General features: G+C 72.5%; 21 protein-coding genes. 10 read left to right on the forward strand and 11 right to left on the reverse strand.

Translation table 11 applies throughout. The annotated features are described in order from the left end of the window. The first annotated feature begins 61 nt into the window (after positions 1-61). The 5 genes from ACIOC0_RS21870 to ACIOC0_RS21890 all read left to right on the forward strand — a co-directional run bounded on the left by ACIOC0_RS21870 (position 62) and on the right by ACIOC0_RS21890 (position 7,477). On the forward strand, positions 62-1,156 hold the full coding sequence (locus ACIOC0_RS21870) for a sugar ABC transporter substrate-binding protein (protein ID WP_402156869.1): 1,095 nt from the start codon (positions 62-64) through the stop codon (positions 1,154-1,156). 361 nt (positions 1,157-1,517) lie between these two features. Then, on the forward strand, positions 1,518-2,309 hold the full coding sequence (locus ACIOC0_RS21875; RefSeq protein ID WP_130438086.1) for an ATP-binding cassette domain-containing protein: 792 nt from the start codon (positions 1,518-1,520) through the stop codon (positions 2,307-2,309). Next, a complete protein-coding gene (locus ACIOC0_RS21880; RefSeq protein ID WP_402156871.1) occupies positions 2,306-3,649 on the forward strand; it encodes a sugar ABC transporter permease in 1,344 nt (447 codons plus the stop codon). Before ACIOC0_RS21875 ends, ACIOC0_RS21880 begins: the two co-directional genes overlap by 4 nt. Positions 3,650-3,879: 230 nt before the next feature. Continuing rightward, entirely contained in the window at positions 3,880-5,808 is a 1,929-nt protein-coding gene (gene dxs, locus ACIOC0_RS21885; RefSeq protein ID WP_402156872.1) for a 1-deoxy-D-xylulose-5-phosphate synthase, read from the forward strand. Positions 5,809-5,956: 148 nt separating this feature from the next. Beyond that, positions 5,957-7,477: an amino acid permease gene (locus tag ACIOC0_RS21890; RefSeq protein ID WP_402156873.1), complete on the forward strand. Its 1,521-nt coding sequence runs from the start codon at positions 5,957-5,959 to the stop codon at positions 7,475-7,477. A 188-nt stretch (positions 7,478-7,665) separates the two neighbouring features. Here the strand turns inward: ACIOC0_RS21890 and ACIOC0_RS21895 are convergent, their stop codons facing one another. Then, positions 7,666-8,040: an NTP pyrophosphohydrolase gene (locus tag ACIOC0_RS21895; protein WP_402156874.1), complete on the reverse strand. Its 375-nt coding sequence runs from the start codon at positions 8,038-8,040 to the stop codon at positions 7,666-7,668. 59 nt (positions 8,041-8,099) lie between these two features. Here ACIOC0_RS21895 and ACIOC0_RS21900 point away from each other — a divergent pair, with 59 nt between their 5' ends. Further along, positions 8,100-9,134 carry a hypothetical protein gene (locus ACIOC0_RS21900; RefSeq protein ID WP_402156875.1) on the forward strand — a complete coding sequence of 345 codons (1,035 nt, stop codon included), beginning with the start codon at positions 8,100-8,102 and terminating at the stop codon, positions 9,132-9,134. Between the two features lie 84 nt (positions 9,135-9,218). On the opposite strand, the gene ACIOC0_RS21905 is transcribed toward ACIOC0_RS21900, so the two are convergent. The 5 genes from ACIOC0_RS21905 to ACIOC0_RS21925 form a co-directional block, all read right to left on the reverse strand. Then, positions 9,219-11,348, reverse strand: a complete 2,130-nt coding sequence (locus ACIOC0_RS21905) for a 3-hydroxyacyl-CoA dehydrogenase NAD-binding domain-containing protein (RefSeq protein WP_402156876.1) — start codon at positions 11,346-11,348, stop codon at positions 9,219-9,221. Continuing rightward, positions 11,345-12,562 carry an acetyl-CoA C-acyltransferase gene (locus ACIOC0_RS21910; protein ID WP_130438079.1) on the reverse strand — a complete coding sequence of 406 codons (1,218 nt, stop codon included), beginning with the start codon at positions 12,560-12,562 and terminating at the stop codon, positions 11,345-11,347. The genes ACIOC0_RS21905 and ACIOC0_RS21910 overlap by 4 nt, the downstream gene beginning before the upstream one ends. Positions 12,563-12,750: 188 nt before the next feature. After that, complete coding sequence (locus ACIOC0_RS21915; protein WP_351092163.1) at positions 12,751-14,040, reverse strand: ribonuclease D; 1,290 nt, start codon at positions 14,038-14,040, stop codon at positions 12,751-12,753. Positions 14,041-14,231: 191 nt separating this feature from the next. Further along, positions 14,232-14,894 (reverse strand): response regulator transcription factor, encoded by a 663-nt coding sequence (locus ACIOC0_RS21920; RefSeq protein WP_003972894.1) that lies wholly within the window; start codon positions 14,892-14,894, stop codon positions 14,232-14,234. Positions 14,895-15,266: 372 nt separating this feature from the next. Continuing rightward, positions 15,267-15,935: a DUF3000 domain-containing protein gene (locus ACIOC0_RS21925; protein WP_130438077.1), complete on the reverse strand. Its 669-nt coding sequence runs from the start codon at positions 15,933-15,935 to the stop codon at positions 15,267-15,269. Between the two features lie 177 nt (positions 15,936-16,112). Here ACIOC0_RS21925 and hemE point away from each other — a divergent pair, with 177 nt between their 5' ends. Further along, positions 16,113-17,180: a uroporphyrinogen decarboxylase gene (gene hemE, locus ACIOC0_RS21930; protein WP_402156878.1), complete on the forward strand. Its 1,068-nt coding sequence runs from the start codon at positions 16,113-16,115 to the stop codon at positions 17,178-17,180. Positions 17,181-17,196: 16 nt separating this feature from the next. Here hemE and ACIOC0_RS21935 read toward each other — a convergent pair whose 3' ends face one another. Further along, on the reverse strand, positions 17,197-18,009 hold the full coding sequence (locus ACIOC0_RS21935; RefSeq protein WP_402156880.1) for a rhomboid family intramembrane serine protease: 813 nt from the start codon (positions 18,007-18,009) through the stop codon (positions 17,197-17,199). A 124-nt stretch (positions 18,010-18,133) separates the two neighbouring features. Between ACIOC0_RS21935 and ACIOC0_RS21940 the strand changes: the two genes are divergently transcribed. Continuing rightward, positions 18,134-18,409 carry a hypothetical protein gene (locus ACIOC0_RS21940; protein ID WP_402156882.1) on the forward strand — a complete coding sequence of 92 codons (276 nt, stop codon included), beginning with the start codon at positions 18,134-18,136 and terminating at the stop codon, positions 18,407-18,409. Positions 18,410-18,425: 16 nt separating this feature from the next. On the opposite strand, the gene ACIOC0_RS21945 is transcribed toward ACIOC0_RS21940, so the two are convergent. Together ACIOC0_RS21945 and ACIOC0_RS21950 are read right to left on the reverse strand one after the other, a co-directional pair. Beyond that, the gene (locus ACIOC0_RS21945; protein WP_402156883.1) at positions 18,426-19,832 is read right to left on the reverse strand and encodes an FAD-dependent oxidoreductase; all 1,407 of its coding nucleotides are present in this window, start codon (positions 19,830-19,832) and stop codon (positions 18,426-18,428) included. A 192-nt stretch (positions 19,833-20,024) separates the two neighbouring features. Beyond that, positions 20,025-20,948: a DUF4349 domain-containing protein gene (locus tag ACIOC0_RS21950; RefSeq protein WP_402156884.1), complete on the reverse strand. Its 924-nt coding sequence runs from the start codon at positions 20,946-20,948 to the stop codon at positions 20,025-20,027. Between the two features lie 159 nt (positions 20,949-21,107). Between ACIOC0_RS21950 and hemG the strand changes: the two genes are divergently transcribed. Together hemG and hemQ are read left to right on the forward strand one after the other, a co-directional pair. Beyond that, a complete protein-coding gene (gene hemG, locus ACIOC0_RS21955) occupies positions 21,108-22,598 on the forward strand; it encodes a protoporphyrinogen oxidase (RefSeq protein WP_402156885.1) in 1,491 nt (496 codons plus the stop codon). A gap of 5 nt (positions 22,599-22,603) precedes the next feature. Then, a complete protein-coding gene (gene hemQ / locus ACIOC0_RS21960; RefSeq protein ID WP_130438070.1) occupies positions 22,604-23,335 on the forward strand; it encodes a hydrogen peroxide-dependent heme synthase in 732 nt (243 codons plus the stop codon). A 72-nt stretch (positions 23,336-23,407) separates the two neighbouring features. On the opposite strand, the gene ACIOC0_RS21965 is transcribed toward hemQ, so the two are convergent. Both ACIOC0_RS21965 and ACIOC0_RS21970 read right to left on the reverse strand, forming a co-directional pair. Continuing rightward, positions 23,408-25,000, reverse strand: coding sequence for an alpha/beta hydrolase (locus tag ACIOC0_RS21965; protein ID WP_402156887.1), 1,593 nt, complete (start codon positions 24,998-25,000; stop codon positions 23,408-23,410). Between the two features lie 147 nt (positions 25,001-25,147). Continuing rightward, complete coding sequence (locus tag ACIOC0_RS21970; RefSeq protein WP_402156888.1) at positions 25,148-25,912, reverse strand: TIGR04222 domain-containing membrane protein; 765 nt, start codon at positions 25,910-25,912, stop codon at positions 25,148-25,150. Positions 25,913-25,918: the final 6 nt, after the last annotated feature.

Here is a 25,918-nt window from a genome sequence, read left to right on the forward strand (position 1 = left end):
GAGTTGACTTCGAGCCACCTCGGCCGCAGCGTTGCGGCCCTGTCAGGGAGGCACACCCCAAATGAACGCAACGATGCGTAGAGTCGTGATCGGCGCCACCGCCGTCTCCATGGCCCTGTCGATTGCCGCGTGTGGCAAGGCGGGCGACGACAAGGACTCCGGCAGCAGCAACTCCGACAGCAAGTCCATCGGCCTGCTGCTCCCCGACAGCGTCACCGCGCGCTACGAGAAGTTCGACAAGCCGCTGTTCACGGCCAAGGTCAAGGAGCTCTGCTCCGACTGCGACGTCGAGTACGCCAACGCCGCCGCCGACACCGCCAAGCAGGCCCAGCAGGTCAGCAGCATGGTGACCAAGGGCGTCAAGGTCATCGTGATCTCCGCCCAGGACTCCGCCGCGATCAAGTCCTCCATCAAGGCCGCGGTGGACAAGGGCGTCAAGGTCGTCGCGTACGACCGCCTCGCGCAGGGCCCCGTCTCCGCCTACGTCTCCTTCGACAACGTCAAGGTCGGCGAGCTCCAGGGCCAGGCCCTGCTCGGCGCCCTGGGCGCCAAGGCCACCCCGGCCGCCAAGGTCGTCATGATCAACGGTGACGACCAGGACCCGAACGCCGCGCAGTTCAAGGAAGGTGCCCACAAGGCCCTCGACGGCAAGGTGGCCATCGCCTACGAGCAGTCCGGTCTGTGGAAGGACACGGTCGCCGCCGAGAAGATGTCCGCCGCGATCACCCAGATCGGCGCGAAGAACATAGCCGGCGTCTACGCCGCCAACGACGGCATGGCCGGTGGCATCGCCAACACCCTCAAGGGCGCCGGCATCGGCACCATCCCGCTGACCGGCCAGGACGCCGAACTCGCCGCCATCCAGCGGATCGTGGCCGGCACTCAGTCCGCCACGGTCTACAAGGCCTTCAAGCCGGAGGCCGACGCCGCCGCGCAGATGGCCGTCAACCTGCTCCAGGGCAAGGACGTCAAGTCCCTCGCCACGCAGGAGCTGACCAGCGGCTCCGGCGACAAGGTGCCCTCCCAGCTGCTGACCCCGGTGTCGGTCACCAAGGCCAACATCAAGGACACCGTCCTCAAGGACAAGGTGTACACCGTCGGCGAGATCTGCACCGCCGAGTACGCCGCCGCCTGCAAGGCCGCCGGCCTGCAGTAGGCGCCCGCACCCCGCCGGCGGCCCGGGCCCCGCAGAGGGGCCCGGGCCCCCGGCCGCCGCACGGCCCCCGCCGCACGGCCCATGCCGACGGCCTCACGCCGCACGGCCCCGCGAGACCCCGCCGACGCCCGCCCCGCCCAACACCCCGCTGCGGGGCGGGCGTCGGACGGCACCGCCGCCGACGACGACGCGAAAACCGTCGCCGACGACGACCGAACGGAACCGTTGCCAACGCAGACGGTCTCGCGCATGTTCATTCTGTAAACCACGTGCGCAGGCGCCGCCCACCCGCGACCGCCCCGCACATCCCTCCGCGCCTGTCCCACAGCGCGGCATCCCCGCCGGTCAGGCGGCGAAGGAGATGGTTCACGTGTCCGCTACGCCCGTGCTGGCGTTGCGCGGAGTCTCCAAGCGATTCGGTGCGGTCCAGGCCCTCACCGACGTCGAACTGGAGGTCCACGCCGGAGAGGTCGTCGCGCTGGTCGGCGACAACGGCGCAGGAAAGTCCACCCTGGTCAAGACGATCGCGGGTGTCCACCCCATCGATGAGGGCGTCATCGAGTGGGAGGGCAAGCCGGTCAGCATCAACAAGCCGCACGACGCCCAGGGACTCGGCGTCGCGACGGTCTACCAGGACCTCGCCCTGTGCGACAACCTCGACGTGGTCGGCAATCTCTACCTCGGGCGCGAGCTGCTGCACCGCGGCGTCATCGACGAGGTGATGATGGAGAAGAACGCCCGCGAGCTGCTGTCCACGCTCTCCATCCGCATCCCCAGTGTGCGCATCCCGATCGCCAGCCTCTCCGGAGGCCAGCGCCAGGTCGTCGCCATCGCCCGCGCTCTGATCGGCGACCCCAAGGTCGTCATCCTGGACGAGCCCACCGCCGCCCTCGGCGTCGAGCAGACCGCGCAGGTCCTCGACCTCGTCGAGCGGCTGCGCGAGCGCGACCTCGGCGTCATCCTCATCAGCCACAACATGGCCGACGTGAAGGCGGTCGCGGACACCGTCGCCGTCCTGCGCCTGGGCAAGAACAACGGTTCCTTCCCCGTGAAGGACACCAGCCACGAAGAGATCATCGCCGCCATCACGGGTGCCACGGACAACGCCGTCACCCGTCGTGCCGGACGTCGCACCACGGAGGCGGCCAAGTGAGCGACACGTCCAAGACCGTCAAGAGCGCCGCCGGGGACGTCAAGACCGACGGCGTCGTGGAGGACCAGACCACGGTCGCGCCCGCCGACGACCCGACGGCCGCCCCGGTCGCCGTCGTCGACCCGCGCCTGCTGGTCCGCGAAGAGGGCCTCAAGGGATACGTCACCGAGTTCAAGCGCAAGATCAAGGGCGGCGAGCTCGGCTCGCTCCCGGTCGTCCTCGGCCTGATCATCATCTGGGTCATCTTCCAGTCGAAGAACGACCGCTTCCTGAGCGCCGACAACCTCTCCGACATCAGCTACTTCATGTCGGCCACCGGCATGCTCGCCATCGGCCTGGTGTTCGTCCTGCTGCTCGGCGAGATCGACCTGTCCGTCGGCTCCGTCAGCGGTCTGGCCTCCACGCTCTTCGCCGTGTTCGTCGTGGAGCACGGCATGAACGGCTGGCTGGCGCTGATCCTCGCCATCGTCACGGGCCTCGGCATCGGCGCGCTGCACGGCTGGTTCTTCGCCAAGATCGGCGTACCGGCGTTCGTGGTGACCCTCGCCGGCTTCCTCGGCTGGAACGGCCTGATGCTGTGGCTGCTCGGCTCGACCGGCACCATCAACATCCCCTCCGACGACGGCCCCGTCCACATCCTCGGCCAGAGCTCCTTCTTCATGGACCAGGCCATCGTCGGCGCCTACCTGCTGGCCGGCCTCGGCGTCGTGCTCTCCCTCGTCGGCAACTTCGGCGAGCAGCGCCGCCGCAAGGCCGCCGGCGTGCCCTTCCGGCCCACCGGCGAGATCCTCGTCCGGGTCGGCCTGCTGGCCGTCGCCTCCTTCGCCGCCGCCGCCGTGCTGAACAACGCCCAGGGCGTCTCCAACGCGCTGGTGATCTTCCTCGCGGCGCTGGTGATCGTGGACTTCGTGCTGCGCCGCACCACGTACGGCCGCAAGGTGTTCGCGGTCGGCGGCGGCATCGAGGCCGCACGCCGCGCCGGCATCAACGTGCCGATGATCCGCATCACGGTGTTCGCCATCTCCGGCGGCTTCGCCGCGATCGGCGGCATGTTCTTCGCCGGCCAGACCGCGTCCGCGACGCTGAACGCGGGCGGCGGCAACACCCTGATGCTGGCCATCGCCGCGGCGGTCATCGGCGGCACCAGCCTCTTCGGCGGCCGCGGCTCCGTGTGGTCCGCGCTGCTGGGCATGCTCGTCATCCAGTCGATCACGACCGGGCTGAACCTGCTGAACATGAACACCTCGATCCAGTACATGATCACCGGTGGTGTCCTGCTCGGCGCGGTCGTCATCGACTCCGTCTCCCGCCGCAGCCAGAAGGCCGCGGGCCGCGGATAACGGTTCACCAGGCACGACAAAGCCCCGCACCCCTGCCCGGCACCGTCCTCGGTGCCGGGCAGGGTCGTGTGCGGGCGGCCCGGGCACGACCCGTGTGACGGGGACCGCCGTCACGGGAACTGACCCGGCGTGACGTACTACGCACGGGGTGGGCGCCGTCCGCCCGGGCGGAACATTAGACTCGATGCGCCCGGAAACAGCTCGATCAGCTCTACTGCAAGGAGGCACGGGTGCCGCTGCTGACCCGCATCAGGGGACCGCGCGATCTGGACCGGCTCAGCCCGGAGGAGCTGACCCTGCTGGCCGGGGAGATCCGGAGCTTCCTCGTCGACGCCGTCTCCAAGACCGGCGGCCACCTCGGCCCCAACCTCGGCGTGGTCGAGCTCACCATCGCCCTGCACCGCGTCTTCGAGTCCCCCAAGGACAAGGTGCTCTGGGACACCGGCCACCAGTCCTACGTGCACAAGCTGCTCACCGGGCGGCAGGACTTCTCCCGGCTGAAGATGAAGGGCGGCCTGTCCGGCTACCCCTCGCAGGCCGAGTCCGAGCACGACGTCATCGAGAACAGCCACGCCTCCACGGTGCTGGGCTGGGCCGACGGCATCGCCAAGGCCAACCAGCTGCTGGATCGCGACAGCCACGTCGTGGCCGTCATCGGCGACGGCGCCCTGACCGGCGGCATGGCCTGGGAGGCGCTCAACAACATCGCCGAGGCCAAGGACCGCCCGCTCGTCATCGTCGTCAACGACAACGAGCGCTCCTACGCGCCGACCATCGGCGGCCTCGCCAACCACCTGGCCACGCTGCGCACGACCGACGGCTACGAGCGCTTCCTCACCCGTACCAAGGAGATCCTCGACCGCACGCCGGTCGTCGGACGGCCCCTGTACGAGACCCTGCACGGCGCCAAGAAGGGACTGAAGGACCTGGTCGCCCCCCAGGGCATGTTCGAGGACCTCGGCCTGAAGTACGTCGGCCCCATCGACGGCCACGACCTCGAGGCCCTGGAGTCTGCGCTGGCCCGCGCCAAGCGGTTCGGCGGCCCCGTCATCGTGCACTGCCTCACCGAGAAGGGCCGCGGCTACCAGCCCGCCCTCCAGGACGAGGCCGACCGTTTCCACGCCGTCGGCAAGATCCACCCGGACACCGGCCTGCCGATCTCCACCTCCGGCGCCGACTGGACCTCCGTCTTCGGCGACGAGATGGTCGAGCTCGGCAAGGAGCGCGAGGACATCGTCGCCATCACCGCCGCGATGCTCCAGCCCGTCGGCCTCGACAAGTTCGCCAAGGCCTTCCCCGAGCGCGTCTACGACGTCGGCATCGCCGAGCAGCACGGCGCCGTCTCCGCCGCGGGCCTCGCGCATGCGGGCGTGCACCCCGTCTTCGCCGTCTACGCCACCTTCCTCAACCGCGCCTTCGACCAGGTGCTGATGGACGTCGCCCTGCACAAGTGCGGCGTCACCTTCGTCCTGGACCGGGCCGGCGTCACGGGCACCGACGGCGCCTCCCACAACGGCATGTGGGACATGTCGATCCTCCAGGTCGTCCCCGGCCTGCGGCTGGCCGCGCCGCGCGACGCCGACCAGGTGCGCGCCCAGCTGCGCGAGGCCGTCGCCGTCGACGACGCCCCGACCGTCGTCCGCTTCTCCAAGGGCGCCGTCGGCCCCGCCGTGCCCGCCGTGGGCCGCGTGGGCGGCATGGACGTGCTGCGCGAGCCCGGCACCGACCGGCCCGACGTGCTGCTCGTCTCCGTGGGCGCCCTCGCCCCGATGTGCCTGGAGATCGCCGCGCTGCTCGACCGGCAGGGCATCACCACCACCGTCGTCGACCCCCGCTGGGTCAAGCCCGTCGACGAGGCGATGGCCCCGCTCGCCGACCGCCACCGCGTCGTCGTCACCGTCGAGGACAACTCCCGCGTCGGCGGCGTCGGCTCCGCGATCTCCCAGGCCCTGCGCGACGCCGGCGTCGACGTCCCGCTGCGCGACTTCGGCATCCCGCCGCGCTTCCTCGACCACGCCTCCCGCGCCGAGGTCATGGCCGAGATCGGCCTGACCGCCCCCGACATCGCCCGCCAGGTCACCGGCCTGGTCTCCCGGCTCGACGGCCGGTACGGCGGGACGACGGCGGCGGCCGACGCGGTCGAGTCCGCGCGCGACTGACGCCACCCGACACGCCCGGATGGGCCGGTGCGACCACTGTAAGGAGTGGTCGCACCGGCCCATTCGCGTTAACGCGCCCGCGCCGGGGCATACGCAATACGCCCCCTCTCGATCATGTCGAGGACGACACAGCGTGGGAGGTACCCCCGTGAGCAGCACCCTCTTCCGGACGAAGAAGGTCGAGCAGTCCATCCTCGATACCGAGGAGCCAGAGCACGCGCTCAAGAAGTCCTTGTCCGCGCTGGACCTGACCGTCTTCGGCGTCGGCGTCATCATCGGCACCGGCATCTTCGTCCTCACCGGCACCGTGGCCAAGAACAACGCCGGTCCCGCCGTCGCCCTGGCCTTCGTGGTGTCCGGCGTCGTCTGCGCGCTCGCCGCGCTCTGCTACGCCGAGTTCGCCTCCACCGTCCCGGTGGCGGGCTCCGCGTACACGTTCTCGTACGCCTCCCTGGGGGAGCTGCCCGCCTGGATCATCGGCTGGGACCTCGTCCTGGAGTTCGCGCTCGGCACGGCGGTGGTCGCCGTCGGCTGGTCCGGGTACATCCACTCGCTGCTGGACAACGTGGGCGTGCACCTGCCGGCCACGCTCGGCGTGCGGGACGGCGCCACGGGCTTCGGCTTCGACCTCCTCGCCGCGCTGCTGGTGCTGGTGCTCACCGCCATCCTGGTGATCGGCACCAAGCTCTCCGCGCGCGTGACCACGGTCGTCGTCGCCATCAAGGTGACCGTCGTGCTCACGGTGATCGTCGCGGGGGCCTTCCTGATCGACGGTGACAACTACAAGCCGTTCATCCCGAAGTCGCAGCCGGTACCGCCGGGCGACAGCCTCCAGTCCCCGCTGATCCAGCTGATGTTCGGCTGGGCGCCGTCCAACTTCGGCGTGCTGGGCATCTTCACGGCCGCGTCGGTCGTCTTCTTCGCCTTCATCGGCTTCGACGTCGTCGCCACGGCCGCTGAGGAGACCAGGAACCCGCAGCGGGACATGCCCCGCGGCATCCTCGGCTCGCTCGTCATCTGCACCGCGCTGTACGTGCTGGTGTCGATCGTCGTGACCGGCATGCAGCACTACAGCAGGCTGTCCGTCACCGCGCCGCTCGCCGACGCCTTCAAGGCCACCGGGCACCCCTGGTTCGCCGGGTTCATCAGCTTCGGCGCCGCCGTCGGCCTCACCACGGTCTGCATGATCCTGCTGCTCGGACAGACCCGGGTCTTCTTCGCGATGAGCCGCGACGGACTGCTGCCCCGCTTCTTCTCCCAGGTCCACCCGCGCTTCAAGACCCCGCACCGGCCGACCATCCTGCTCGGTGTGCTCATCGCGATCCTGGCCGGCTTCACGCCGCTGAGCGAGCTGGCCGAACTGGTCAACATCGGCACCCTGTTCGCCTTCGTCGTCGTCGCCATCGGCGTGATCATCCTCCGCCGGACCCGCCCCGACCTGCACCGGGCCTTCCGCACCCCGTGGGTGCCGGTCATCCCGATCCTGTCGGTGGCCGCCTCCCTGTGGCTCATGCTCAACCTGCCCGCCGAGACCTGGCTCCGCTTCGCCGTCTGGATGGTCATCGGCATCGCCGTCTACTTCCTGTACGGCCGCTCCCACAGCCGCCTGGGTCGCGGCGAGGCCGCACCGGCCCAGGCGGCGCCCCCGGCGGGCCCGCAAGCCCACTGACGGCTCCGCGCCCGAGCGGCGCCCGAAGACCCGTTGAGTGGGCTGCGCCCCCGGGGGGCTGGATGCTCGCCGGGCGGATATGACGCCGACGGGGCCGGAGGCTCGTTGAGTGGGCTGCGCCCCGGGGCGGTTGGAAGCCCGCGGGGCGGTGCGACCCCGGCGGGGCCGGTGGGCTCCCGTGCGGGGTGTCAGCCGCGTACCGTGCGGGGGCCCGTCACCTCCGCGCCCAGTTCCGTCACCCGGCGGCGTAGTTCTCGGTCGGCCGTCACCACCAGGCGTCGGCGGTCCGTCGCGTCGGACACCAGGGCGACGATGTGGTCGTCGCCGCTGCCGGGTGCCGACTCCACCCGTACGCCGGGCACCGTCGGGACTCCGCGGGCCGCGCCCTCCACGACGAGGACGATCTCCGCGGGCCCGGAGTGCCCCGGCAGCCCGTCCGCCGCCAGCCGGTCCCGCAGCCGTTCGGCGGCGCCGCGCCGGTCCCGCCACCAGCCGTCCGGCACCGACCCGACCACGTTCGCGGCGTCCACGATCACCAGCACAGGGTCATTGTCGTCGTCCATGCGCCCAGGGTCGCACGGGCGGCGCACGGCACCCGATGTCCGCGGCTTAGAGTGAGCCGATGAACGGCGATTGGCTTATACGCGGGCGTGACGGGCGGCTCTGTGTCTACCTCACGTCGGACGACGGCGTCCTGTGCCGGGCCGAGCAGGCCCCGGGCGGTTCTTGGCAGGCACCCCGCAAAGTCGGCGGCGACCAGAAGGTGCACCCGGTCCTCGCCGTCGGCCGAGGCGTCGACGGCTACGCACACCTGGTCTCCTGGCGGCCCCTCGGGAAGGGCGAGGCGGGCGTGGTGCACTCGACCCACTTCCGTCCGCTGCTCTCCCCGATGGACTGGACCCCTCTCGGGCACCCGGACACCAAGGGCGACCGCACGGGCCCGCCCGCGGTGGCCGTGGACCACCAGGGGCGGGCGCACGTCTTCGTGCGCTGCGGCGACGGCGGGCTGCGCATGATCGCGCAGAAGGAGAAGGGCGGCTGGGGGCCCTGGCGCGTGCTGGAGGACCGACCGGAGACGGAGGGGGCCCGGACGCAGGGGCCGCCGGCCGCCATGGTGGGGGAGTCGGGGTGCGTGGAGGTGTACACCGTGGTCGGCGGCGGCATCCTGCGCCGACGGCAGGACGCGCCGGCCAAGCGGGTGGCGGCGGCCGAGTTCCTTCGCACGCCGGTCCGGCCCGGCACCCTCAGGGCCCTGGCCACCTCCTCCGAGGAGACCACGCTCTTCTACGCCGACGACTCCGGCGACCTGCGCGCCTGGCGTCCGGGCGGCGAGCCGGTCACGGTGGCGCCGGTGGCGGGCCCCGGCCCGGTGGCCGCCGTCCGGTGCGAACTCGACGGCCGGGACGTCACGTTGCTCGCCCAGCGCTCGACGGACGGCCGCGTCGCCTTCACCGCGTACCGCGCCGGGGAGGAAGCGGCCGGCGGCTGGACCGAGTCCGGGCCGACGCTGCCCGACGACACCGAGGTGGCCCTCGCGAAGGACGACGAGGGCCGGGTGGTCGCGGCGGCCCTGTCCCCGTCGACCGGCCGCCTCCTCGTCGCCCGCCTCCACGCCGGCGAGCCGGGCCCCGCGCCGGCGTCCTGGCAGGAGGTCTGAGGGGAGGGACGAGTACGGCAGAGGGCCCCCGCCGAACCGGCGGAGGCCCTCTTCACGGTCGTACTCCCGTGTGCCGTACGGCGGTTACGCCGGGACGGACGCCACGCCCGGAGCCAGGAAACGCTTGCCGTTCACCCGCTCCGACACGCCCTCGCGGTCCAGGTACGGCGTGATGCCGCCCAGGTGGAAGGGCCAGCCCGCGCCGGTGATCAGGCACAGGTCGATGTCCTGGGCCTCGGCGACGACGCCCTCGTCGAGCATGAGCCCGATCTCCTGCGCCACGGCCTCCAGCACGCGGGCGCGCACCTGCTCCTCGGTGAGGACCACATCGCCCTGCTTCAGCAGCGCGGCGACCTCCGGGTCCAGCTCCGGCTTGCCGCTGTCGTAGACGTAGAAGCCGCGCTTGCCCGCCTCGACGACCGCCTTGAGGTTCGGGGAGACCGTGAAGCGGTCCGGGAACGCGCGGTTGAGCGTCTGGGAGACGTGCAGACCGATCGCCGGGCCGACCAGCTCCAGCAGCACCAGCGGGGACATCGGCAGGCCGAGCGGCTCCACCGCCTTCTCCGCGATGTCGACCGGGGTGCCCTCGTCGATGACGTTCTGCACCTCGCCCATGAAGCGGGTCAGGATGCGGTTCACGACGAACGCCGGGGCGTCCTTCGTCAGCACCGCGGTCTTCTTCAGCTTCTTGGCGACGGCGAACGCCGTGGCCAGCGAGGCGTCGTCGGTCTGCTCGCCGCGGACGATCTCGAGCAGCGGCAGGACGGCGACCGGGTTGAAGAAGTGGAAGCCTACGACCCGCTCGGGGTGCTTCAGCTTCGACGCCATCTCGGAGACCGACAGCGAGGAGGTGTTGGTGGCGAAGATCGCGTGCGCGGGGGCGACCGCCTCGACCTCCGCGAACACCTGCTGCTTGACGCCGATCTCCTCGAACACGGCCTCGATCACGAAGTCCGCGTCGGAGAAGCCCTCGGCCTTGTCCAGGACGCCGGACACCAGCGCCTTGAGGCGGTTGGCCTTGTCCTGGTTGATACGGCCCTTGCCGAGCAGCTTCTCGATCTCGGCGTGGACGTAGCCCACACCCTTGTCGACGCGCTCCTGGTCGATGTCGGTCAGCACGACCGGCACCTCCAGGCGGCGCAGGAACAGCAGCGCGAGCTGGGAGGCCATGAGGCCCGCGCCCACGACGCCGACCTTGGTGACCGGACGGGCGAGGTTCTTGTCCGGGGCGCCCGCGGGACGCTTGCCGCGCTTCTGCACCAGGTTGAACGCGTAGATGCCGGCGCGCAGTTCACCGCCCATGATCAGGTCGGCGAGCGCCTTGTCCTCGGCGTCGTAGCCCTGCTGGAGGTCGCCGTTCTTGGCGGCGGCGATGATGTCGAGGGCGCGGTAGGCGGCCGGGGCCGCGCCGTGCACCTTGGAGTCCGCGATGAAACGGCCCTTGGCGACGGCCTGGTCCCAGGCCTCGCCGCGGTCGATCACCGGGCGGTCGACGACGATCTCGCCCTTGAGGACGGACGCCGTCCACAGCAGCGACTGCTCCAGGAAGTCCGCGCCCTCGAACAGCGCGTCGGCGATGCCCAGCTCGTAGACCTGCGCGCCCTTGAGCTGCTTGTTCTGGTTGAGCGAGTTCTCGATGATCACCGAGACGGCCTTGTCGGCGCCGATCAGGTTCGGCAGCAGCGTGCAGCCGCCCCAGCCGGGGACCAGGCCGAGGAAGACCTCGGGGAGCGAGAACGCGGGCAGCGCCGCGGACACCGTGCGGTAGGTGCAGTGCAGGCCGACCTCGACGCCGCCGCCCATGGCCGCGCCGTTGTAGTACGCGAAGGTCGGCACACCGAGGCCCGCGAGGCGCTTGAACACCTCGTGGCCGCCCTTGCCGATGGCGAGCGCGTCCTTGTGCTCCTTGAGGAGCTCGACGCCCTTGAGGTCCGCGCCGACGGCGAAGATGAACGGCTTGCCCGTGATGCCGACACCGACGATGTCGCCGGCCGCGGCCTCCTTCTCGACCTGGTCGATGGCGAGGTTCAGGTTCGCCAGCGACGCGGGGCCGAAGGTGGTCGGCTTGGTGTGGTCGAAACCGTTGTCCAGCGTGATCAGGGCGAAGCGCCCGGCGCCGAACGGCAGGTCCAGGTGGCGTACGTGCGCCTGGGTGACGACCTCGTCCGGGAACAGCTCGGCCGCACCCTTCAACAGCTCAGCGGTGGTGCTCACTTGTCCCCCTCGAAGTGCGGGTTCTCCCAGATGACCGTCGCGCCCATGCCGAAGCCGACGCACATGGTGGTCAGGCCGTAACGGACCTGCGGCTGCTCCTCGAACTGGCGGGCCAGCTGCGTCATCAGACGGACGCCAGAGGAGGCGAGCGGGTGGCCGAAGGCGATGGCGCCGCCGTACTGGTTGACGCGCTCGTCGTCGTCGGCGATGCCGTAGTGGTCCAGGAAGGCCAGGACCTGGACGGCGAAGGCCTCGTTGATCTCGAACAGGCCGATGTCGGAGATGGACAGGCCCGCCTGGGCCAGTGCCTTCTCCGTGGCCGGGATCGGGCCGTAGCCCATGACCTCGGGCTCGACGCCCGCGAAGGAGTAGGACACCAGGCGCATCTTGACCGGCAGGTCGTTGGCGCGGGCGAAGTCCTCGGACGCGATGAGCGACGCGGTGGCGCCGTCGTTCAGACCGGCCGCGTTGCCGGCGGTGACCCGGCCGTGGACGCGGAACGGGGTCTTCAGGCCCTGGAGGTTCTCCAGGGTCGTGCCCGGGCGCATCGGCTCGTCGGCGGTGACCAGGCCCCAGCCCGTCTCACCGGCCTCCGGGTTGGTGCGGCGCACCGAGATCGGCACCAGGTCGGCCTGGATCTTGCCGTTGGCGTACGCCTTGGCGGCCTTCTCCTGGGAGCGCACGGCGTACTCGTCGGCGCGCTGCTTGGTGATCTGCGGGTAGCGGTCGTGCAGGTTCTCCGCAGTCATGCCCATGAACAGCGCGGACTCGTCGACCAGCTTCTCGCTGACGAAGCGCGGGTTGGGGTCGACGCCCTCGCCCATCGGGTGGCGGCCCATGTGCTCGACACCGCCGGCGACGGCGATGTCGTACGCGCCGAAGGCGACGGAGCCGGCGACCGAGGTGACGGCGGTCAGGGCGCCTGCGCACATGCGGTCGATGGAGTAGCCGGGGACCGACTGGGGGAGGCCGGCCAGGATCCCGGCGGTGCGGCCGATGGTGAGGCCCTGGTCGCCGATCTGCGTGGTCGCGGCGATGGCGACCTCGTCGATCTTCGCGGGGTCGAGCCCGGGGTTGCGGCGCAGCAGCTCCCGGATCGCCTTCACGACGAGGTCGTCGGCGCGGGTCTCGTGGTAGATGCCCTTCGGGCCCGCCTTGCCGAACGGGGTACGGACGCCGTCGACGAAGACGACGTCCCTGACGGTACGAGGCACGATGGCTCTCCTCCAGGTGCGGGACGCTGAGCGCTTGCTCAGACCATGCTACTTCTGAGTAACGTAGCTGCCCAGTCCTCGCGTGGCGAGCGGCGAAGGTCACACCGGCGGGCGCGGCCGCCGCAGATCTTGGCGTGATCTCGCCGCCCCTGCCCCGCTTCCGACCGCCGTCCGTTCGCCTGCGGGGCTCAGGCCGGCTTGGCGGAAAGGGCGGCGGTCAGGGCCGGTGTCACCTGCTCCACCTGCCATGGACGCGCGCCGAGTCCCGCGAGGGCTGCCGCGACCGCGCTCTCGTCGGCCTGCGCGGGCGGCTCCCAGCAGACCCGGCGCACGCTGTCCGGCGCGATCAGGTTCTCCTGGGGCATGTTCAGCTCCTCGGCGAGCGCCGACACCGCGGCCCGCGCTGCGGACAGCCGCGCGGCGGCCGCCGGGTCCTTGTCGGCCCACGCCCGGGGCGGGGGCGGCCCGGCGACCGACTGCCCCGGCAGCGGCAGCTGCGCCTCCGTCAGCGACCTCACCCGGTCGACGGCGGCCTGCCACTGCTCCAGCTGGCGCCGCCCCATCCGGTGCCCGAAGCCGTTCAGCGCCGCGAGCGCCTGCACGGTGGTGGGAAGGGCGAGCGCCGCCTCCACGATGGCCGCGTCCGACAGCACCTTGCCCGGCGAGACGTCCCGCCGCTGCGCGATCCGGTCCCGGGTCTGCCACAGCTCCCGCACCACGCCGAGCTGCCGGCGGCGGCGCACCTTGTGCATGCCGGACGTACGGCGCCAGGGGTCCTTGCGGGGCTCCGGCGGCGGCGCGGAGGCGATCGCGTCGAACTCCTGGCGAGCCCATTCCAGCTTGCCCTGCCGGTCGAGCTCCTTCTCCAGCGCGTCGCGCAGGTCGACGAGCAGCTCGACGTCCAGAGCCGCGTAGCGCAGCCACGGCTCGGGCAGCGGGCGGGTCGACCAGTCGACGGCGGAATGCCCCTTCTCCAGTACGAAGCCGAGGACACCCTCGACCATCGCGCCGAGGCCGACCCGCGGGAACCCGGCCAGCCGTCCGGCCAGCTCGGTGTCGAACAGCCGCGTCGGCACCATGCCTATCTCGCGCAGGCAGGGCAGGTCCTGGGTGGCGGCGTGCAGCACCCACTCGACGCCGGAGAGCGCCTCGCCCAGTGCGGAGAGGTCGGGGCAGGCGACGGGGTCGATCAGCGCGGTGCCGGCGCCCTGGCGGCGCAGCTGCACCAGATAGGCGCGCTGTCCGTAGCGGTAACCGGAGGCGCGCTCGGCGTCGACGGCGACGGGGCCGGAGCCGGCGGCGAACGCGGCGATCACCTCGGCGAGCGAGGCCTCGTCGGCGATCACCTCGGGGATACCCTCGCGCGGTTCGAGGAGAGGTGTCGGCGCCCCGGAAGCAGTCGATCCGCCGTCGTCCGGAGGGGCGCCTCCGGTGGTTCGCAGTGAGCTGGCTGCTGCGGTTTCTTGGGCGTCGGTCACCTGTCAAGGGTATCCGTGTGGGGGCGTCGCCCGCCGACGGAACGTTCCGTCGGCGGGCTTCGCGGGGTCGTAAACCGGTCAGATCGGTGATCGATCGGGCAGTCCCGTAAGGGTCGGGACGGCGGTCGGTCGGTTCAGGGCAATGGTCGCAAGGCGGAGCGGTCGGTGCGAGGTCAGGGTGGGGGTGGGGGTCAGTGGATGATGCCGGTCCGCAGGGCGACCGCGACCATGCCGGCGCGGTCGCCCGTGCCGAGCTTGCGGGCGATGCGGGCGAGGTGGCTCTTGACGGTCAGCGCGGACAGGCCCATGGAGACGCCGATGGCCTTGTTGGACTGGCCTTCGGCGACCAGTCTGAGCACCTCCACCTCGCGGCCCGACAGCTCGCGGTAGCCGCCCGGGTGGCTCGGGGCGCCCGGGGGGCGGCGGTGGAGGCGGGCGGCGGCCGCGCCGATGGGGGCGGCGCCGGGCCGGGTGGGGAGCCCGACGTTGGTACGGGTGCCGGTGACGACGTAGCCCTTGACGCCGCCCGCGAGGGCGTTGCGCACGGCTCCGATGTCGTCGGCGGCGGACAGGGCGAGCCCGTTGGGCCAGCCGGCGGCACGGGTCTCCGACAGCAGGGTCAGGCCGGAGCCGTCGGGAAGGTGGACGTCGGCGACGCAGATGTCGCGGGGGTTGCCGATGCGGGGACGAGCCTCCGCGACGGACGAGGCCTCGATGACATCGCGCACACCGAGCGCCCACAGATGGCGGGTGACGGTGGAGCGGACGCGCGGGTCGGCCACGACCACCATGGCGGTGGGCTTGTTCGGGCGGTAGGCGACCAGGCTTGCGGGCTGCTCGAGGAGAACGGACACCAGGCCTCCTGGGTTGCGGGACGGGCCGGCTCGTGGGGAGTGGAGCCGGGGCGAACCGTGCTTTCAAGGTCACAGTCGTCTTCGGCACCGGGCCCGGTGTCCTTTAGGGGATGATCACGATCTAGTGAGTAACAATCTGTGCAATTCGGACACGCGATCGATCATCCGAAGATCGAGTCGGTTTGAGTGGGTGTCGTACGAGATCGAAAGTGGTCGTATCGACAAAGAGATGGTCAATGGGGGCGGCGCGAGGTTTCCGGCAGCACAGGGGTTCCCCGGACTGGGGTACGGAACGACAAAGGCGCGCTGCCGTGAGGGCAGCGCGCCTGAGGTCTCGTGGCGGGGGCGGCGCCCCCGGGATCCCGCCGGGGGTCAGCGGGCCTGGGGGTCCCGCCGCTGGGGGAGCGTCACCACCGAGGCGTCCCCGGGCCCGGCCGGCGGCAGCCCCGCCACCTGGGCCAGCAGATCGCACCAGGACGCCAGATGCGCCCCCGTGTCCGGCACTCCGCCGAGCCCCTCCCGGGGCGTCCACGAGGCCCGGATCTCGATCTGGGAGGCCGCAGGACGCTCCGACAGCCCGCCGAAGTAGTGCGAACTCGCGCGCGTCACGGTCCCGCTCGGCTCGCCGTAGGTCAGCCCACGGGCCTGGAGCGCGCCCGTCAGCCAGGACCAGCACACCTCCGGCAGCAGCGGATCGACGGCCATCTCCTGCTCCAGCTCGGCCCGGATCAGCGTCACCAGCCGGAACGTGCCGCGCCACGCTTCGTGCCCGGCGGGGTCGTGCAGCAGCACCAGCCGGCCGTCGGCCAGGTCAAGGTCGCCGTCCACGACGGTCGCCTCCAACGCGTACGCGTGCGGCGCGAGCCGCTGCGGGGCGGGCGTCGGCTCGACCTCGATCTGTGGCCGCAGCCGGGCGGCCCTCAGCGCGTCGACGGCGGCCCGGAAGGGCGGCGGAGCCGAACTGGTCCCATTCCGGTCCTCCTCGTTCCCGTCGTCCATTCCGTCCGTGCCGTCCGACAGTCGTCCCTGAGCCGCAGCCATGCGGGGAAGATTAAAGGGAACGGGGCCTTCGCGCAGGGCAAGACACCCGCGCGCGGGCCGCGGGCGGATGCGCGCTGGGCGAACACGCGCGCGGGCGGCGGGCCCCGGAGAGCGCCGGGGAGGGGGCCCGGAAGAGGGCGGCCGCACCGGTTCCGGCGCCGTGCGAGACTTGCCGTCGTGAGCGTGAACGAGGGCCCGGCGGGCCGGCAGCCGACAGCGACGTACGACAGCCCCTTCCTGAAGGCGTGCAGGCGTGAACCCGTGCCGCACACGCCCGTGTGGTTCATGCGGCAGGCCGGGCGCTCCCTGCCGGAGTACCGCAAGGTCCGCGAGGGCATCCCGATGCTCGAGTCCTGCATGCGGCCCGAACTGGTCACCGAGATCACCCTCCAGCCGGTCCGCCGGCACAACGTGGACGCGGCGATCTACTTCAGCGACATCGTCGTCCCGCTCAAGGCCATCGGCGTCGACCTCGACATCAAGCCCGGCGTCGGCCCGGTCGTCGAACAGCCGGTCCGCACCCGCGCCGACCTCGCCCGGCTGCGCGAACTCACCCCCGAGGACGTCTCCTACGTCACCGAGGCGATCGGCCTGCTCACCCGGGAGCTCGGCGCCACCCCCCTCATCGGCTTCGCCGGCGCGCCCTTCACCCTCGCGAGCTACCTCGTCGAGGGCGGCCCCTCGCGCACCTACGAGAACGCCAAGGCGATGATGTACGGCGACCCCGAGCTCTGGGCCGACCTGCTCGACCGCCTCGCCGGCATCACGGCCACGTTCCTGAAGGTGCAGATCGAGGCGGGCGCCTCCGCCGTCCAGCTGTTCGACTCCTGGGCCGGCGCCCTCGCCCCGTCCGACTACCGCCGCTCGGTGCTGCCGGCCTCCGCGAAGGTCTTCGACGCCGTCGCCGGGTACGGCGTCCCGCGCATCCACTTCGGTGTGGGCACCGGCGAGCTGCTGACGCTCATGGGCGAGGCCGGCGCGGACGTCGTCGGAGTCGACTGGCGTGTCCCGCTGGACGAGGCCGCCCGGCGCGTCGGCCCCGGCAAGGCGCTCCAGGGCAACCTGGACCCGACCGTCCTCTTCGCCACCCGCGAGGCCGTCGAGACCAAGACCCGCGAGGTCCTCGACGCCGCCGCCGGTCTGGAGGGCCACATCTTCAACCTCGGCCACGGCGTCATGCCGTCCACCGACCCGGACGCCCTCACCCGCCTCGTGGACTACGTCCACACCCAGACCGCCGGCTGACCGGCGGGCGAGTCGCTCACCACGTCTGCCGGGGCCGGGCCCGCCTGCCGAAGAGCAGGCCGCCCGGCTCCGGCGGCGGGGGCGTGCCCGGCTTGAGGGGCCAGGCGAGCAGCATGCCGGCGAGGAAGCCGACGATGTGCGCCGCGTACGCCACGGTGCCCGCCTCGGAGACGCCCTCGCCGTAGGAGTACACCGCCTGCAGCACGAACCAGAAGCCGAGCACCAGCCAGGCCGGCAGCCGCAGCGGCAGGAAGATCAGGAAGGGCACCAGCACCCACACCCTGGCCTTCGGATACAGCACCAGATAGGCGCCCAGCACCCCCGCGATCGCCCCCGACGCGCCGATCAGCGGATCGGTGGAGTCGGCGTTCAGCAGCGCGAAGCCGTACGACGCCGCGTAACCGCAGGCGACGTAGAACAGCGCGAAGCGCAGGTGGCCCATGCGGTCCTCGATGTTGTTGCCGAAGATCAGCAGGAACAGCATGTTGCCCAGCAGATGCAGCCATCCGCCGTGCAGGAACATCGCGGTGAGGACGCTCAGCGCCGGGGACTTGTCGTAGCCGGGCGGGCCCAGCACGCAGCCGCCGTCGCGCGCGTCGCCCGTGGGGACGAGCTGCGGCAGCTGATGGTGGATCAACTCGGTCGGCACGGCCGCGTACTGCTCCAGGAACGCGTGCAGGTTGCACGTCTGCACCAGGGTGCTGTCGCCGGCCACGGAGCCCGACAGGCCGGGCATGAAGAAGAACACGAAGACGTTCACGCCGATCAGCGCGTACGTCACCACCGGAGTACGGCGCACGGGGTTCACGTCATGGACGGGGATGACCACAAGGAAGTACTGCCCCCGATCCGTTCGGTGAATCGGTGAACGCGCCCTCCCGTGGCCGCGTATGAAGCGTCAACCGTCCGCGGCACGGGGATGCGGGCCGCGGGGACGACGTGAGGAACAGGCGATGAACGACCGGGTTACTCCCCCGATGCACGCCCTGCCCGACGGCGAGGCGGAGATCGCGCTCGTGATCAGACTCCCCTGGGAGGACGTGGCCAGGCTCGGCCAGGAGGCGGCACGGCTCGCCTCCCAGTCGCAGCGGCCGGTCACGCTGGACGAGGCGGTGAGCCACCGGCTGCGCTCCCGGCCCGCGACCGCCGCGCACGCCAAGCCGACGGAGCAGCCGCCGACGTCCGGCTCACCGGTCTCCACGCTGCCGAGGCTGTCCGGGACGGCTTAGGGGCCCGTCCGGCGGATCAGTCGCCCCGTACCTTCGCCGCCGCCTTGCGGGCCGCCACCAGCACCGGGTCCCACACCGGGCTGAACGGCGGGGCGTAGCCCAGGTCCAGGGCGGTCATCTGCTCCACCGTCATGCCGGCCGTCAGGGCCACCGCGGCGATGTCGACGCGCTTGGCCGCGCCCTCCCTGCCGACGATCTGCACGCCGAGCAGGCGGCCCGTCCGCCGCTCGGCGAGCATCTTGACCGTCATGGGGGAGGCGCCGGGGTAGTAGCCGGCGCGGCTGGTGGACTCCACGGTGACCGTCTCGAACCGGAGTCCGGCCCGGCGCGCGTCCTTCTCCCGCAGGCCCGTGCGGGCGATCTCCAGGTCGCACACCTTGCTGACGGCGGTGCCGACGACGCCGGGGAAGGTGGCGTAACTGCCGCCGACGTTGGTGCCGATGACCTGGCCGTGCTTGTTGGCGTGCGTGCCCAGGGCGACGTGGCGCTCCCGGCCCGACACCAGGTCGAGGACCTCCACGCAGTCGCCGCCGGCCCAGATGTTCTCGTGGCCGCGCACCCGCATCGCCAGGTCGGTGAGCAGACCGCCGTGGGCGCCCAGGGGCAGGCCGGCGGCCTCCGCCAGGCTCGTCTCCGGACGGACGCCGAGACCGAGGACCACCACGTCCGCCGGGTACTCGGCGTCGTCCGTGACGACGGCCCGTACCCGGCCGTTCTCGCCGGTGAGCAGCCTGGTGACCTCGGCGTCGTTCACCATGGTGATGCCGAGGCCCTCCATGGCCTCGTGCACCAGCCGGCCCATGTCCGCGTCCAGCGTGGACATCGGCTCGCTGCCCCGGTTGACGACCGTCACCTCATATCCGCGGTTGATGAGGGCCTCGGCCATCTCCACGCCGATGTAGCCCGCGCCGACCACCACCGCGCGCCGGCCACGCGCACGCGTGAGCGTGTCGATCAGCTCCTGGCCGTCGTCCAGGGTCTGCACCCCGTGCACCCCGTCGGCGTCCGCGCCCGGCATGTCCGGCCGGATCGGCCGGGCCCCGGTCGCGATGACGAGCTTGTCGTACGACGTCCAGGACTCGGCGCCGGAGTCGACGTCACGCGCGCGTACCCGCTGTCCGGGCACGTCGATCTCGGTGACCTCCGTGCGCAGCCGCAGGTCGATCCCGCGGGCGCGGTGCGCCTCGGGCGTGCGGGCGACCAGGTCGTCCCGGTCGGGCACGTCACCGCCCACCCAGTACGGGATGCCACACGCCGAGTAGGACGTGAAGTGCCCGCGCTCGAAGGCCACGATCTCCAGCTCCCCGGGCCCCTTCAGCCGACGGGCCCGGGACGCCGCGGACATCCCCGCGGCATCCCCACCGACCACGACCAGACGCTCCCGCCCACTGTCCCCACCCCGCACGCTCTCACTCAAGCTCATGCGAACACGCTACGACCGCACCCCACTTCACTCCCGCCCGGGCCACTCCCCGCCGGTGCGGCCCGGGTCGTGGGGCCCGCCCGGGTCATTCTCGGACCGGTCCCCCCCCGTCCGCGCCCCGCGCCGCCCGGACGGCGGCCGCCGCCTCCTATTCTCCGCCGGGGCGCCTCCCGGCTCGGGGAGGCGGGCGGGTCAGTCCTCGGTGGGCTCATCCGGCCGGGTTTCGTGTCGGGCTCGGTGCAGGCGTCGCCAGGCCAGGAGGATCACCAGGGCCGGGACGGCGAACGGCAATGCCGCGCCGATTGCGACGGCGATCCAGCGCAGTGTCGTCAGCAGTGCGTGCCAGCCGCCGGCCAGTGCGTCCAGGAATCCGGGGTCTTCGTCCTCGGCGGCCTTCTTCACCGGCGTCTCTGTCAGCGTCAGCGTCACGGTGGCCATGCTCGTGCGGTCCTTCAAGGACGCCTGCCGGGCCAGCAGCGCCTCCAGGTCCGCCTCGCGGCGGCTCAGTTCGCCCTCCAGGGCGACCACGTCGGTCAGCTTGGTGGCCCGGTCCATCAGCGCCCGGACCCGGGCCACGCTGGCCCGCTGCGAGGCGACGCGGCTGTCCACGTCGACGACCTGGTCGCCGACGTCCTGGGCCTTCGCCGTGCGTTCCAGGAGCGTGCCCGCGCCCTGAAGGGCGGCGAGGACGTCGTCGTACTTCCCGACCGGCACGCGCAGTACGACCCGCGTCTGCTCGGCGCTGTCCACATCGCGGGTGGTGGTCTCGTCGCCGATGTAGCCGCCTGCGTTCTCGGTGGCCGAGCGGGCGGTGTCGAGGGCCTTGGGGACATCCTTGACCTGCACGGTCAGGGTGGCGGTGCGGATGACGTGGTCGACCGGGAGCTTCGGCGCGGCGCCGGGCCGCGCCCCGCTCGCCGCCGGGCCCGCGCCCTCCTCGGCGTCCGCTTTCGCGCCGTCGGCCTCGCCCGGCGCGGCGGCCGCGTCCTTCATCCGGGAAGGCGCGTCGCCCGAGTCGCCCCCGGCGCCGCAGCCGGTGAGCGCAACGGCGGCGAGCAGGAGTCCGGCCAGGGCCCGGGCCGGTCGTACGGTCCGTACGGATCGTCGTGTGCGCATGCGGGCGAACCCCCGAGAGTCGTGGAACGGCTGACGGTCCTTCGACGCCGGGGCGGACCGGAACGTTGGCGGCCGACGGTCCCGAACAGGTCACGGTCGGGACGCGGAAGGGACACCGGGCGCGACGGGAGTGTCAGCGGGTTCTGAGAGAGTGGGGGCATGAGCGCAACGGGCACGGGCAGCGGGCATGTCGTCGTCGTGGGAGCCGGTGTCGCGGGCCTGGCCGCGGCCCACCGGCTGCTGGAGCGCGGCGCGCGCGTGACCGTGCTGGAGGCTTCGGACCGGGTCGGCGGCAAGCTGCTGCCCGGCGAGATCGCGGGCGTCCGTGTCGACCTCGGCGCGGAGTCGATGCTGGCGCGCCGGCCCGAGGCGGTCGCCCTCGCGCGCGAGGCGGGCCTCGCCGACCGGCTCCGGCCGCCGGCCACCGCCACCGCGTCCCTGTGGACCCGCGGCGCGCTGCGCCCCATGCCCAAGGGGCACGTCATGGGCGTCCCCGGCACCGCCTCCGCCCTCGCCGGCGTCCTCTCCGACGAGGGCCTCGCGCGTGTCGAGCGGGACGCCGACCTGCCCCGCACGGAGGTCGGCGAGGACGTCGCGGTGGGGGAGTACGTGGCGGCCCGCCTCGGCCGTGAGGTCGTCGACCGTCTCGTGGAGCCGCTGCTGGGCGGCGTCTACGCCGGTGACGCCTACCGCCTCTCGATGCGCTCGGCCGTCCCCCAGCTCTTCGAGGCGGCGCGCACGCACACCTCGCTCACCGAGGCCGTCCGCGAGATCCAGGCCAAGGCCGCCGCAGCTCAGCAGACCGGGCCCGTGTTCATGGGCATCGAGGGCGGGGTGGGCTCCCTGCCGCTCGCGGTCGCCGAGTCGGTCCGCGCGCGGGGCGGCGAGATCGTCACCGGCGCGCCGGTCACCGAGCTGCGCAGGACGTCCGTGCCGGCCGAGGGCGCGGACGGCGACGCGGACGCGGCGTGCTGGCGGGTCGTCGCCGGCGACCGGGTGCTGCACGCCGACGCCGTGATCGTCGCCGTCCCCGCGCCCGCCGCCGCCGCGCTGCTGGCCGCCGAGTCGCCCGGGGCCGCCGCCGAACTGCGCGCCGTCGAGTACGCCTCCATGGCCCTGATCACCCTCGCCTACCGCCGCTCCGATGCCGCCGCGCTACCCGACGGCAGCGGCTTCCTCGTGCCGCCCGTCGACGGACGCACCATCAAGGCGTCGACGTTCGCCTCGCAGAAGTGGGGCTGGATCGCCGACCAGGACCCGGACGTCGTCGTGCTGCGCACCTCCGTGGGGCGCCACGGCGAGACGGCGATCCTGGACCGCTCCGACGCCGATCTGGTGGCCGTCTCCCGCGGCGACCTGGAGGCCGCCACCGGTCTCGCCGCCGCCCCGGTGGAGACCCGCGTCACCCGCTGGACGGACGGCCTGCCCCAGTACCCGGTCGGCCACCACGCGCGCGTGGCCCGCGTCCGCGACCACGTCGCCAAGCTGCCCGGCCTCGCCGTGTGCGGCGCGCAGTACGACGGCGTCGGCATCCCCGCCTGTGTCGCGAGCGCCCACGCGGCGGTCGACCAGATCCACGGCGACCTGCGCGCTGTGCAGGAGCTCACCGCCCACCCGGTGCAGAGCCTGCACGGCGGAGCGGGAGAATGAGGACCATGAGTGACGACGCCTCCACCACCGAGCCCGGCAGGATCCCCAACAAGGGCAAGCTGGCCAAGGACCTCAACGAGGTCATCCGCTACACCCTGTGGTCCGTCTTCCGGCTGAAGGACGTGCTGCCCGAGGACCGCACCGGCTACGCCGACGAGGTCCAGGAGCTGTTCGACCAGCTCGCCGCCAAGGACGTCACGATCCGCGGCACGTACGACGTCTCCGGGCTGCGCGCCGACGCCGACGTCATGATCTGGTGGCACGCCGAGACCGCCGACCAGCTCCAGGAGGCGTACAACCTCTTCCGCCGCACGAAGCTCGGCCGCGCGCTGGAGCCGGTGTGGTCGAACATGGCGCTGCACCGCCCCGCCGAGTTCAACCGCTCGCACATCCCGGCGTTCCTCGCCGACGAGACGCCCCGCGACTACGTCAGCGTCTACCCCTTCGTGCGCTCCTACGACTGGTACCTGCTGCCCGACGAGGACCGCCGCCGCATGCTCGCCGACCACGGCAAGATGGCCCGCGGCTACCCGGACGTGCGCGCCAACACGGTCGCCTCGTTCTCGCTGGGCGACTACGAGTGGATCCTGGCCTTCGAGGCCGACGAGCTGTACCGCATCGTCGACCTCATGCGTCACCTGCGCGCCTCCGAGGCCCGTATGCACGTCCGCGAGGAGGTCCCGTTCTACACGGGCCGCCGCAAGTCGGTCGCCGACCTGATCGCGGGCCTCGCCTAGAACGCCCCGCCCGCGCGGAGCCGCAGCACTTTGCGGCTCCGCGCGTGAGCGGGCCGGAGGCCGCTCACGGTCTCACTTCGCCGCCGCTTTCGCGCCCGGAGCCGTGGCCGCAGGCGCCGCGTGTCCCGCGCAGGCGGCCCGCCGTGAGGGCAGCCGGCCCTCCAGCAGGTAGGCCTCGAGGTGGCCGTTGACGCACCGGTTGGGCCCGCCCGCGATGCCGTGCGTGCCGGCGTCCCGCTCGGTCACCAGCACCGAGTCCGACAGCCGCCGGTGCATCTCCAGCGCCCCGTCGTACGGCGCGGCGGCGTCCCGCTCGGCGGCCAGGATCAGCGTCGGCGGCAGCTCGCCCGGCCCCGTCCGCACATCCAGCGGCCGCTGCCGGGGCGCGGTCCAATATGCGCACGGCAGGTTCGCCCACACGTTGTCCCAGGTCTCGAACGGCGCCACCCGCGCGAGCCGCGTGTTGTCGCGGTCCCACACCCGGAAGTCGGTCGGCCAGGGCGCGTCGTTGCACTCCACGGCCGTGTAGACGGCGCTCGCGTTCTCCGCCTCAGCGGCGGCCTCCCTGACCGGCGAGGCCAGCGCGACCAGCGGCTCCTGATCGCCCTTCAGATACGCCGACAGCGCCTCGGCCCGCGACGGCCAGAGGTCGTCGTAGTAGCCGGCCTGGAGGAACGCGCCCTGCAACTGCCCGGGGCCCACGGCGCCGCCGGCCGGCTTCTCGGCCAGCCGGGCCAGCGCCCGCTCGTAGCTCAGCCGCACCGCCTCGGCGGTCCCGCCCAGCCCGTACACCTCGTCGTTGGCGGCGATCCACTCGCGCAGGTCGGTCCAGCGGCTCTCGAACGCCACCGACTGGTCGAGGTTGTTGCGGTACCAGACCTTCGCGGGGTCGGGGTTCACAGCCGCGTCGAACACCATCCGCCGCACGTGCGAGGGGAACATCGTCGCGTACAGCGCGCCGAAGTAGGTGCCGTACGACGCCCCCATGAACGTCAGCCGCTCCTCACCGAGCGCGGCGCGCAGCACGTCCAGGTCGCGGGCGTTGTTGAGCGAGTTGTAGTGCCGCAGGGCACTGCCCGTCCGCTGGGCGCAGCCGCGCGCCAGCTTCTTGGCCCGCGCGACGCGTTCTCGCTTGTACGCCTCCGAGGGGTGGGCCGGGGCGGGCGAGGGGCCCTTGAAGAAGTCCTCGGGCTTCTGGCAGGACAGCGGCGCGGAGCGGCCGACGCCGCGCGGGTCGTAGCCGACGAGGTCGTAGGCGGCCCCGATGCGCTTCCACTCCGGTGTCAGCCCGACCAGCGGGAAGTACAGCCCGGAGGCGCCGGGCCCGCCCGGGTTGAAGACGAGCGCGCCCTGCCGGGGCACCCGGCGCTTGCTGTTGTGCGGGTCGCGGTGGGTGGCCCGCACCCGGCTGACCGTCAGCTCGATCTGCCTGCCGTCCGGCCGGGCGTAGTCCAGCGGGACGGAGACCTTGCCGCACTGCAGGTCGCCCGGCAGGTCCTGCGCGTCGGAGCACTTCCCGAACGCGATGCCCGTGGCGGCGGCCCGGGCGGCGGCGAGCGCGACGCCGGAGACGCCCGCGGTGTGCGGGGCGCCGCCGGCCGGCGCGGCGGTCAGGGTCGACAGGAGCAGGGCTCCGGCGGCCGGGTAGAGGACGGCGGCTCTCATCGGTGTCCCTTCGGTGCACGGCGGCGACAGAAGGGATGGTTGGTTCGGCCGTGGGCGAAGGCAAGCACCGCGCCCGGGTGTCGCACCCGATGCCCCCGGTGCGCCCCTCCAACGTCGGCGCGCCCCCGAGGGATCCGAGAGCCCCGCTCAGTGGTGACGGTGGGCCAGCGCGGCGCGCAGCCCGGGCTCGCCGACGGCGTGGACGCCGTGGACGGCGATCGAGGCCAGGTAGGCGCCGTCGTCGCCCTCGCCGGCCGCGGGCACGGTCAGTGCGTTCAGGAGGCGCATACCGGCCGGGGAGGCCCAGCGGGTGTACGGGTGCGCCTCGAACCGGGCGATCGCAAGGCAGCTCAGGGTGAGCGCCAGGGGCAGCGCGAACCACAGGGCCACATGGGCGCGCGGCACGTCCGGGGCGACCGGCAGCAGCAGCGCGACGGCGCCCAGCGCGACGACGGTCACGGCGGCCGCCCGCACCTGCCGCACGCCGGCGGCGACCGTCGTCCGGGCGCCGTCGGGCACGGCCAGGCCCGCGTCGACCAGCCGGTCCGCCAGTCCGCGCACGGCGTCGGCGGCGGCCGCGGCGGCGCGCACCGGGGCTGTGCGGGACTGTCCGGCCGGTCCGACGGCTCCGATGACCGACCGCTCCATCTCGTCGCGCCCATACGGGTCGACGACGGTCGCCCAGCCGGTGTGGGCGAGCAGGAGCCGCCGCTGCCGGGCCATGGCCACCAGCGTGAGGTCGGCGACCCGGGTGGGTCCGCCGGACAGGAACGCCGCCTCGTACAGGGTCAGTTCATGTCCTCGTCCCGCGTCCGAGTCGACGGCCGCCGCCCGGACGGCGGCCATGCACAGCCGGGTGCACGCCACACCGGCGCCGGCCCAGGCCAGGAGCAGGAGAAGAAGCCAGAACATGCCGTG

This window comes from Streptomyces sp. NPDC088254 (assembly GCF_044740925.1).
GTDB lineage: Bacteria > Actinomycetota > Actinomycetes > Streptomycetales > Streptomycetaceae > Streptomyces.

Coding starts and splice junctions, on each gene's coding strand:
- ACIOC0_RS21870 (WP_402156869.1), top strand. CDS start 62: ATGAACGCAACGATGCGTAGAGTCGTGATCGGCGCCACCGCCGTCTCC.
- ACIOC0_RS21875 (WP_130438086.1), top strand. CDS start 1,518: ATGGTTCACGTGTCCGCTACGCCCGTGCTGGCGTTGCGCGGAGTCTCC.
- ACIOC0_RS21895 (WP_402156874.1), bottom strand. CDS start 8,040: ATGGACGACGACAATGACCCTGTGCTGGTGATCGTGGACGCCGCGAAC.
- ACIOC0_RS21900 (WP_402156875.1), top strand. CDS start 8,100: ATGAACGGCGATTGGCTTATACGCGGGCGTGACGGGCGGCTCTGTGTC.
- ACIOC0_RS21925 (WP_130438077.1), bottom strand. CDS start 15,935: ATGGCTGCGGCTCAGGGACGACTGTCGGACGGCACGGACGGAATGGAC.
- ACIOC0_RS21940 (WP_402156882.1), top strand. CDS start 18,134: ATGAACGACCGGGTTACTCCCCCGATGCACGCCCTGCCCGACGGCGAG.
- ACIOC0_RS21945 (WP_402156883.1), bottom strand. CDS start 19,832: ATGAGCTTGAGTGAGAGCGTGCGGGGTGGGGACAGTGGGCGGGAGCGT.
- ACIOC0_RS21950 (WP_402156884.1), bottom strand. CDS start 20,948: ATGCGCACACGACGATCCGTACGGACCGTACGACCGGCCCGGGCCCTG.
- hemG (WP_402156885.1), top strand. CDS start 21,108: ATGAGCGCAACGGGCACGGGCAGCGGGCATGTCGTCGTCGTGGGAGCC.
- hemQ (WP_130438070.1), top strand. CDS start 22,604: ATGAGTGACGACGCCTCCACCACCGAGCCCGGCAGGATCCCCAACAAG.
- ACIOC0_RS21965 (WP_402156887.1), bottom strand. CDS start 25,000: ATGAGAGCCGCCGTCCTCTACCCGGCCGCCGGAGCCCTGCTCCTGTCG.
- ACIOC0_RS21970 (WP_402156888.1), bottom strand. CDS start 25,912: ATGTTCTGGCTTCTTCTCCTGCTCCTGGCCTGGGCCGGCGCCGGTGTG.